The organism is Streptomyces sp. NPDC058964 (genome assembly GCF_042741275.1).
In the GTDB taxonomy this organism is placed as follows: Bacteria; Actinomycetota; Actinomycetes; order Streptomycetales; family Streptomycetaceae; genus Streptomyces.
The window spans coordinates 9,869-10,399 of the sequence record NZ_JBHYKH010000316.1; the positions used below are offsets into that span (position 1 = coordinate 9,869).

Here is a 531-nt window from a genome sequence, read left to right on the forward strand (position 1 = left end):
CGCGCGGGGGGCGCCAATCACCAGGCGGCAGGCCGCGCTCATGTCGTGGCGCCGGTCGTGGTGGAGCACCGCGGACCGGCGGTGCTCGCGCAGCAGCCGGGTGTTGTCGTGGTCGAGGTCGTGGGCGACGAAGACGGCGCACTCCCGGCCCAGGTCCTCGAAGGCCCGCAGCGTCGCGATGTTGCCGCCGCCGATCGAGTAGACCGCCCGTATCTCCGGGTCGCGTTCCAGGGCGGCCCGGACGAGCTCGTACTGGGTGGCGTCCAGACCCTGCCCCTCGGTCAGCTCCACCAGGGTGCGCCTCGGGTGCCGGGCCCGCATGGTGCCGCGGAAGCCCATCTCGCGCTCCTCCTCGTTGCGGAAGAAGCCGCTGCTGAGGCTGGTGAGGACGTGGCCGGGGCGGTCGCCGAGCCACTGACCCACGAGGTAGGCGGCCGTGGCGCCCGCCGCCCGGTTGTCGATGCCGACGTACGCCAGCCGGGCGCGCGCGGGCCCGTCCCGGACCAGGGTCCACAACCGGAGTCCCCCCGC

1 protein-coding gene is annotated in these 531 nt (G+C 74.8%); it reads right to left on the reverse strand.

Annotation, left to right across the window (positions count from 1 at the left end):
- Positions 1-531 (reverse strand): substrate-binding domain-containing protein (locus ACFW2E_RS30795; RefSeq protein ID WP_384470346.1); only part of this gene is annotated, 531 nt, incomplete at both ends.